The organism is Clostridium sp. AF02-29, assembly GCF_934835585.1.
Taxonomy (GTDB): Bacteria; Bacillota; Clostridia; order Lachnospirales; family Lachnospiraceae; genus Otoolea; species Otoolea fessa.
Genome location: NZ_CAKVZK010000014.1, coordinates 52,422 through 59,382 on the forward strand (window position 1 = coordinate 52,422; position 6,961 = coordinate 59,382).

The following is a 6,961-nucleotide window of genomic DNA, read 5'->3' on the forward strand; positions in this document are numbered from 1 at the left end:
TCCTGTCTATAAGCGCTTTTCTCTCCACAATTACCTATATTTTATTATAGCATCTCTTTTCCACACGGGTCAACCAATGCAAGGCGCTTCTCACACAACCTGTAACCCGGCTTTTCATTTCTGCATATTTTAAAGTAAGAATGTTTCAAGGAGCGTAACTGTCCCACTGATACACAGTTACCCAGGTATTTGCTTATGCCGCCCATTCTGGAAGTTTCCGGGCTTTCCTACTCCTACCACACGATATCCGGAGAAACGAAAGCCCTTTCTGATATATCATTTCAGGTAGAAACCGGCGAATTTATCGCCATTGTCGGACCGTCCGGCTGTGGAAAATCCACGCTGCTCTCCTTAATCAGCGGGCTCCTGCCGCCGGAAGAAGGTTCCATTCTTATAAATGGGGTTCCACTCTTAAAAAGCCAGTGCCGCATCGGTTATATGCTGCAAAGCGACCAGCTTTTCGAGTGGAGGACGATCATCCAGAATGCTGCCCTCGGGCTGGAAATCCAGAAAAAAATGGATCATGCCGCGGAAGACCGCCTCCACCGGCTCTTAAAACTCTACGGACTGGAACAATTTGAGCATTCCCGCCCCTCCGAACTATCCGGTGGAATGCGCCAGCGCGCCGCCCTGATCCGGACACTGGCGCTGGAACCGGAGCTTCTGCTTCTCGACGAACCATTTTCGGCGCTCGATTATCAGACACGCTTAACCGTCTGCGACGATATCAGCACCATCATCCGGGAGAGCCGCAAAACAGCGATTCTGATCACCCACGACCTCTCCGAAGCCGTGAGTGCCGCCGACCGCATCCTGGTTCTGACTAAACGCCCCGGAACCATCTGCCGCATCCTGCCGGTTACCTTCCCGCTGTCCGCTAACCGACCGCTGGAACGCCGGAATGATCCGGCTTTTTCTCTTTATTTCAATGAACTATGGAAGACACTGCAAGGGGAGGGCAAAAAGTATGAAATGTAAGAAAGAATCCACCGCCCAGAAAGCCTACCTCCGCCGCCAGCTCCATCGGCGCCGTCTGGTTCTCTTCTGCCGGATTTTCTTATTCGTTTTCTTTTTAATATGCTGGGAAATGAGCGCCCGACTGGGGCTCATCGACGCGTTTATTTTTAGTTCCCCGTCACGCACCGTGCGCTGTTTCCTGCGGATGATGCAGGACAAAAGCATCCTCATCCACACCGGCGTGACGCTCTATGAAACGCTGATCAGCTTTACACTGGTCATCCTCTGCGGGCTGATCGGCGCGGTTCTCCTCTGGTCGAGCCGGAATCTTTCAGAGATTCTGGAGCCGTATCTCGTCATGCTCAACAGTCTGCCAAAATCCGCCCTCGCCCCGATTCTCATCGTCTGGCTTGGGAGCAACATCCGCACGATCATCGTTGCCTCCATCTCGGTTGCTGTCTTCGGCTCGATCCTGACACTCCACAACGGATTTTCCTCGATGGATCCCGACCAGATCAAATTAATCCGGTCCCTCGGAGGAAACCGGATTCATATTTTAACCAAAGTCCTGCTGCCAGGCTCAATCCCGCTGATTCTCGCCAACATGAAGGTCAACATCGGTCTCTGCCTGGTCGGCGTCATCATCGGTGAATTTCTCGCTGCCAAACAGGGACTCGGATATCTGATCATCTACGGCTCACAGGTATTCCAGATGGATATGGTTGTGATGAGTATTATTCTTTTATGTATTATGTCTGCGGCGCTATATCAAGGAGTAGGAATACTGGGAAAATTTCTACAGCAGCAATATCACCAGCATTAAAGCAATCTGTCCACTGCTTCACGTTTGCTGTTCTTAAGCGCCTGCATTTTTCCGCATCCTGTTCCCGCCGAAGCCTGTTTCCTGCCGCTTTTCTTTCCTGCATCTTGTAGAAAACTTGCAGGGAACAGACTTTACAGCTTCTGCTCCTTCTCCAGCTTCTCTGCTTCTTCCATCTCCTCTGCCGCCTCGACTGCCGTCTCCTCCGGAGTCTCGCTTTCAAGCGGAGCCGTACCGACCGCGATAAAGGTTCTCGCAGCCGCCAATGGCAGAAAGCCTACATAGGCGCTGTAGATGCCGAACTGACCGACCGCCCACGCTCCGAGTACCACGCCCAGGAAAAAGCTGATGACCGTATAGGTATAAAGAATTGCTTTTCTCTTAAATTCCTTATCCTTTGTCAGACCGTACTGCAGCCAGCCAAGCACTGACTGTTTGAAGTTGTTCGTCATAAAGATCGTCGCGCTGTTAAATCCGTCGGCACCGGAATAGACGCCCCACTGAAATGCAGATGCAAAGAAAATCGGATAAATTCCGACCAGCGCCGGTTCAAGCGGCAGCATCGATGCCAGTGCCAGCGCAGCCGCATCCACCCAGAGGGCAAGTTTCCGCATGTTTATCTTCGTAAAGTTCGTGAGCAGATATGCGGATGCCACGCCCAGTCCAAACAGCACCAGCGCAGCCAGACGCAGAAGGACGTTAAACCATTCCATCGATACCAGTTCCGCTCCCATCTCCATCAGGTTGCCTGTCTGAGCAGAGCCAAAGTTTCCGGCATGAAGCAAAATCGCATAGGCTCCGAGAAATCCCCCGACCAGGGATATATTCCAATGAAGGATCGCATCCAGGCGATCCCGAATCACTTTCTGTACCATACCATTACCGCCTTTCGCGGTTGATTGTATCGCGCGGCGGCTGGATCGTCAATGACAATTTACAAAAAATTACCATTTCTATCATAGACATTATCTATATAATGGCAAAAAAACAGCCCCTGCCACACGACAGGGACTGCCTTTTATATTAGACTCTAGGAGTTAAACTCTATAGCTAATAATATGTAACGATTCACATCCGATTATTTATCTTCTGCGATACGTTTTTTGTTGATGTCTTTCCACATCTCAACGTCTACACCCTTCCAGCAAAGCTTATCCGGGTTGTAGTACGGGTCTTTCTTTGCTTTCATCTGCTCTTCGTAGTCTTTGTACAGTGCAAATACCTTCGGAGACAGAAGCAGTACAACTAACATATTGATCCATGTAGATCCACCAAGTGCAAGGTCAGAAAGGTTCCAAGCCAGACCGGAATCGATATTGCCCCAGATGAAGATAAGGATAGGCATAACAATCTGCATAATTCTGATAACCACTTTACGGGTAGCTGCTTTATCATCGCCCTGGAACAGGTAAAGAACCGAAGTCTCGCCCTCGTAATAATAGCTGATTAAGCAGGTAAAGGAGAACAGAGCCAGCATGATAGCAATGAACAGAGGAGCAATACTTCCCATAACGGTGCTGCAGGCATTCTGAACGAAGATAACGCCATATGTTCCATCTGCTGCTAACTGAGCCATCTGATCGTGCATTGCACCGGTACCACCAACGTAACCAAACTGTGTATTGTAGCATCCGCTTAAGAGCATCATCAGACCAGAAGCGGTACATACGATAACGGTATCCAGCCAAACACCAGCTGCGTTTGCCATACCCTGTTTAACCGGGTGGCTGGTCTCTGCTGCTGCTGCGGTCGGCATGGACTCACCCATACCAGATGCAGATGAGAATGTGCCTCGTTTAACACCCTGCTGGATAGCGATACCAACGCCGCCGCCCAGAAGAGCTTCTTTGGAACCAAATGCACATTTAACAACGTCTACGATAACGCTCGGAATCTGACCTGCGTTTGCGATTAAGATAACAACTGTTGCAATCAGGTAAATACCTACCATCGGCGGAACCAGCATAGATGCTACAGAACTGATTCGTTTAACACCACCCATAACTACAACTGCCATAGCCAGTGCGATAACCAGAGCCGAAACCCACATCGGAATACCTAAAGCGTTTTTGAAGCCATCGCAGATTGTATAGGTAGCTGCTGCCGGCATGAATAATACAACGCCCAGTCCGAAGAATGCTGCGTAGAATGCACCATATGCTTTCCAGCCAAGACCTCTCTCAGCACAGTAAGCACCGCCGCTTCGATACTGACCATCGATACGGTTCTTATAAAGTACGGATAATGTACACTCAGTAAAGCAAACTGCAGAGTTTGTCATACCAGCGATGATCATCCAGAAGAGTGCGCCAGGACCGCCCATGTAAAGAGCTACGGCTACACCGGCTACGTTACCGGTACCAACACGCATCGCCATGGTCGTACAGAACGAAGCGAATGAAGAAATACCGGATTCAGACTCCGACTTGTCAATAATTCGGCTCCACATATCTTTGAAATGAACAAACTGGAAAAAGCCGAGACGGATTGTGAAGTATAAACCACTACCAACAATCAGAACTAACATTCCAACGCCCCAAATGGGTCCGTTCAACATACCGACAATGTTGTTAATTGCTTCCATATAAAGTTCCCCCTTTATTTGATGTAGTGCCGCGCGCTGGCTAAGCAAGTTTTTCAATTCGCTCAAAAAACTTCTTGCTTTTGAAAAAATTATATCACTAAAGTGAAATTTGTTCAACAAAATTATTTGAATTTATTATGCAGGATTTTCATGGCACAGCACCGAATCATGAATTCCTCTGTTTTTTTCATGAAATAAATTGCACTTCTTCGAGAATCAATTAGTATAAATGCACAAAATATCATGATATTTTGTCTACAACTGCGTCACTTTCCGTTAGACTCCCGTTCAGAATTTTGTCCATTTTCTTTCGGAGTTTCATGAATTTTGTTTACCATTTGTTTATTTTTTAACTTTTTGTGTATTTCATTTAAATGAAATTTTCATGTTGTATTTGAGATCCTGGGCGTATTTCTATCTTTTTCTCCCATTTCTTTCACGAATATGATATACTAGGGACACTTGGCAGAGCCATCGGAATGAATGTCCGCCGCACACGCACCCGTGTAATCCGCCCGGATATTTCGTATGAATCAGATTTGTATTCTACGTAATTCGTACAAATTTTCTCATCCTCCTTTGGTATCTGTCAGCTCTGTACATTTTATGAATCAGACCGAACGCTTATTACGAAAATGGAGGAAGTATTTTTTGGATCTCAAAGATATGCGGCTTTTTTTAGCCATTGCAGAAGAAAACAACCTGACGCGTGCCGCCCAGAAAAACGGTTACACGCAGTCGGCGGCAAGCCATATGCTGCGAAATATTGAAACGGAACTCGGATTTTCCCTGTTTTCACGCTCCCAGAGGGGACTTGCCCTGACACGGAATGGCGAGGCGCTGCTTCCCCCGATCCGGCGGACGCTGGCGGCGGCGGAATATTTTGATCAGACAGCCGCCTCCATCCGTGGCGTCCAGACCGGGCATATCCGGATCGGCGCTTATCTAAGCGCTTCCGTCCAGTGGCTGCCGCCTGCCCTCAAAAAGTTTCTCTCCGATTACCCGGATATGACCGTGGAAGTGCTGGAGGGATGTTCACAGGAGATTGAGGGGTGGCTGGAAAATGGCTCCATCGATTTCGGCATCGTTGGCCCCCACCCGGACGGAAAAATGGACTGGCTTCCCCTGAAAAAAGAACCATACCTGGCTGTCTGCGCGAACGATTCCCCTTATGCAGAATATGAGCGCTTTGACTTAAAAGATCTCCCCAAGGTTTCTTATATAGAAGAAAAAGGCGAAAATGACCTGCTGCGCCAGTTCCAGCAGCTCGGCATCACACCGCCAAAGCCGTCGTTTACCTCACAGAACACTTACTCCATGCTCGCGATGGTCAGCCACAACCTGGGTGTCTGCATCCTGCCGGAGCTGGTTGTCCGCGATATTTCTAAAAATGTTGTCCGACTGCCGCTCAATCCGCCGATGGAGCGCGTGCTCGGCGTCCGGATTCCGTCAGCAAAAAAAGCGTCCCCGGCTGCCAGCCTGCTGATCGCGCAGCTGCAGCGGACAGTGTTTGAGTTGGAAGGACCGCTTTTATAGTCAGATGCTTTTTAGAAACTTAAAATGAAAGTTTTGGGAAAAGAGGCGTCATTCGAATATGAATTTTCAATCAATGGAATATTTTGCCGCGGTTGCGAAAAACCGCAGCTTCACCAGGGCCGCCGATGCGCTGCATATTACCCAGCAGACGTTAAGCGCCCATATCGCCGGAATCGAGCGGGAGCTTGGATGTCCGCTCCTAATCCGTCACATCCCGCTGGAGCTTACCTATGCGGGGGAGGTATTTCTGCGCTATGCAACGGAATTTAATACAAAATATGACTGTATGCTTCACGAATTTGGCGATATTTTAAATAACCAGACAGGAAAACTGCGGATCGGCATCGCATTCACGCGCGGACACGCCATCATGCCGGAGCTGATCGCCGCCTTTCAAAAGGAATATCCCGGTGTGGATGTGGAACTCGTCGAATCTTCCAACGATGTGCTGCAAAAATACTTGCTGGACGGCACAATTGATCTGGCGATCGCCAATTTTTCAGTTCGCATTCCCGGCATCATTCTGCGGGATTTCTATGAGGAAGAGATGGTTCTCATCGTCTCCACTGCCCTGCTGCAGGACATTTACGGCAAACAGACCGAGAGCATTATCCAGGAAGTCAGCCGCCATCACCGCTACTCCCTTCTGGCTCCGTGTCCGTTTCTCCTAAACCGTGAACATGATCTGGTCGGACGCATCGGGCGGAATATCCTCGCGACAGACAACTTCGTCCCCTCGGTTCATGCCTGCTCTGACAACATCGCTACCCTGCTTGCCCTCTGCGCGATGGGAAAAGGTGCCTGCATCAGCCCGAAAAACCTCGCATTTTCTATTCTCAGTAAGGAACAGCTGGATACACTCCATGTCTTTACGCTCGGGGAAGAAGCGCGGTACCCGATCAAATTTGCGTGGCTGGAACAGAGCTATGAGTGGAATATGATTTCACGGTTTATTGAATCGTCGCTGAAATGCACTCAGTGACATACTCCCTCCACTTAGCTAATGCTGGAAGTGGGGGCTTCTCGTTCGATTGCCCTATTGGGCAAAGCATAGGCGAGCTATC

Annotated in this window: 6 protein-coding genes; 4 read left to right on the forward strand and 2 right to left on the reverse strand. The window is 49.0% G+C overall.

Annotation, left to right across the window (positions count from 1 at the left end; all coding sequences use genetic code 11):
• Positions 1 to 195: 195 nt before the first annotated feature.
• On the forward strand, positions 196 to 978 hold the full coding sequence (locus PUQ60_RS05430) for an ABC transporter ATP-binding protein (protein WP_273380223.1): 783 nt from the start codon (positions 196 to 198) through the stop codon (positions 976 to 978).
• Positions 968 to 1,780 carry an ABC transporter permease gene (locus PUQ60_RS05435; protein ID WP_107000597.1) on the forward strand — a complete coding sequence of 271 codons (813 nt, stop codon included), beginning with the start codon at positions 968 to 970 and terminating at the stop codon, positions 1,778 to 1,780. Before PUQ60_RS05430 ends, PUQ60_RS05435 begins: the two co-directional genes overlap by 11 nt.
• 131 nt (positions 1,781 to 1,911) lie before the next feature.
• Here PUQ60_RS05435 and PUQ60_RS05440 read toward each other — a convergent pair whose 3' ends face one another.
• Positions 1,912 to 2,652, reverse strand: a complete 741-nt coding sequence (locus PUQ60_RS05440; protein ID WP_118468308.1) for a YoaK family protein — start codon at positions 2,650 to 2,652, stop codon at positions 1,912 to 1,914.
• A 203-nt stretch (positions 2,653 to 2,855) separates the two neighbouring features.
• The gene (locus PUQ60_RS05445; protein ID WP_273380221.1) at positions 2,856 to 4,361 is read right to left on the reverse strand and encodes an alanine/glycine:cation symporter family protein; all 1,506 of its coding nucleotides are present in this window, start codon (positions 4,359 to 4,361) and stop codon (positions 2,856 to 2,858) included.
• Positions 4,362 to 5,012: 651 nt separating this feature from the next.
• On the opposite strand from PUQ60_RS05445, the gene PUQ60_RS05450 reads away from it, so the two are divergent.
• Both PUQ60_RS05450 and PUQ60_RS05455 read left to right on the forward strand, forming a co-directional pair.
• Complete coding sequence (locus PUQ60_RS05450) at positions 5,013 to 5,897, forward strand: LysR family transcriptional regulator (protein WP_273380219.1); 885 nt, start codon at positions 5,013 to 5,015, stop codon at positions 5,895 to 5,897.
• A gap of 58 nt (positions 5,898 to 5,955) precedes the next feature.
• Complete coding sequence (locus PUQ60_RS05455; RefSeq protein WP_273380217.1) at positions 5,956 to 6,879, forward strand: LysR family transcriptional regulator; 924 nt, start codon at positions 5,956 to 5,958, stop codon at positions 6,877 to 6,879.
• The last annotated feature ends 82 nt before the right edge of the window (positions 6,880 to 6,961 follow it).

What these genes read in the sequence shown, in the direction of transcription:
- PUQ60_RS05445 (WP_273380221.1), bottom strand. Translation starts at nt 4,361, where the DNA reads ATGGAAGCAATTAACAACATTGTCGGTATGTTGAACGGACCCATTTGG.
- PUQ60_RS05440 (WP_118468308.1), bottom strand. Translation starts at nt 2,652, where the DNA reads ATGGTACAGAAAGTGATTCGGGATCGCCTGGATGCGATCCTTCATTGG.
- PUQ60_RS05435 (WP_107000597.1), top strand. Translation starts at nt 968, where the DNA reads ATGAAATGTAAGAAAGAATCCACCGCCCAGAAAGCCTACCTCCGCCGC.
- PUQ60_RS05455 (WP_273380217.1), top strand. Translation starts at nt 5,956, where the DNA reads ATGAATTTTCAATCAATGGAATATTTTGCCGCGGTTGCGAAAAACCGC.
- PUQ60_RS05430 (WP_273380223.1), top strand. Translation starts at nt 196, where the DNA reads ATGCCGCCCATTCTGGAAGTTTCCGGGCTTTCCTACTCCTACCACACG.